The sequence below is a fragment of the Patiriisocius sp. 208BN25-11 genome (assembly GCF_058147145.1).
In genome coordinates this window covers 1-620 of record NZ_JBYVJY010000044.1, presented here as the reverse complement: position 1 = coordinate 620, position 620 = coordinate 1, and the positions used below count along the sequence as shown (strand labels likewise).

Sequence of the window (620 nt, the reverse complement as noted above, 5' to 3'; positions counted from 1 at the left end):
ACATATATCACTTGCATGTTAGCTACAATATTTTGATACGGACTCGTAATTGGGAAAATGCCATTCTCTGCATCGCTCAAGGTCTCATGGTAGCTTATCACAACACCTGGCTCTCCCCCTATGATCTCTACATCTTTATCTGTCAAGGTAAATTCGGCAAAACCATCATTGTCAACATCACAAACCTCTAAAGGTTCTGGGGTCACTGGAGAAGGAAGCGGGTTTACAATTAAGTCTAAAGTCACACTACCGTCATCTACAATACAACTACTATTCACATCATCGGCGCGTATCCATATCGTCTGTGGGTTTTGAACAACTCCCATGATGATATTCTGATACGCTGTAGGATTTACAATAGCATTGGTATTGGCTTGCATATCGGCAAAGGTCTCAAAGAAAGAAATAGACACCCCAAGGTTACCTCCGGTAATCTCATCGATCTTACTGGTTAAATCAAATACCTCCAGCTCATCATCGGGACCAAGAATATCGGTCTGATCACAAAGCTCTAAAGGCGTTGGATTTACAAGCACTGGTGGAATCTCTACACGCAGCTCTAAAGTCGTCTCACTCTCACAATCATTGTTCGTATCACGTACCGTAATATAAATCGTTTG

1 protein-coding gene is annotated in these 620 nt (G+C 41.9%); it reads right to left on the bottom strand.

What is annotated here, in order from left to right; translation table 11 throughout:
* The coding region (locus ACY2RS_RS15485; protein ID WP_490099574.1) for a hypothetical protein at positions 1–620 on the bottom strand (620 nt) is incomplete at both ends.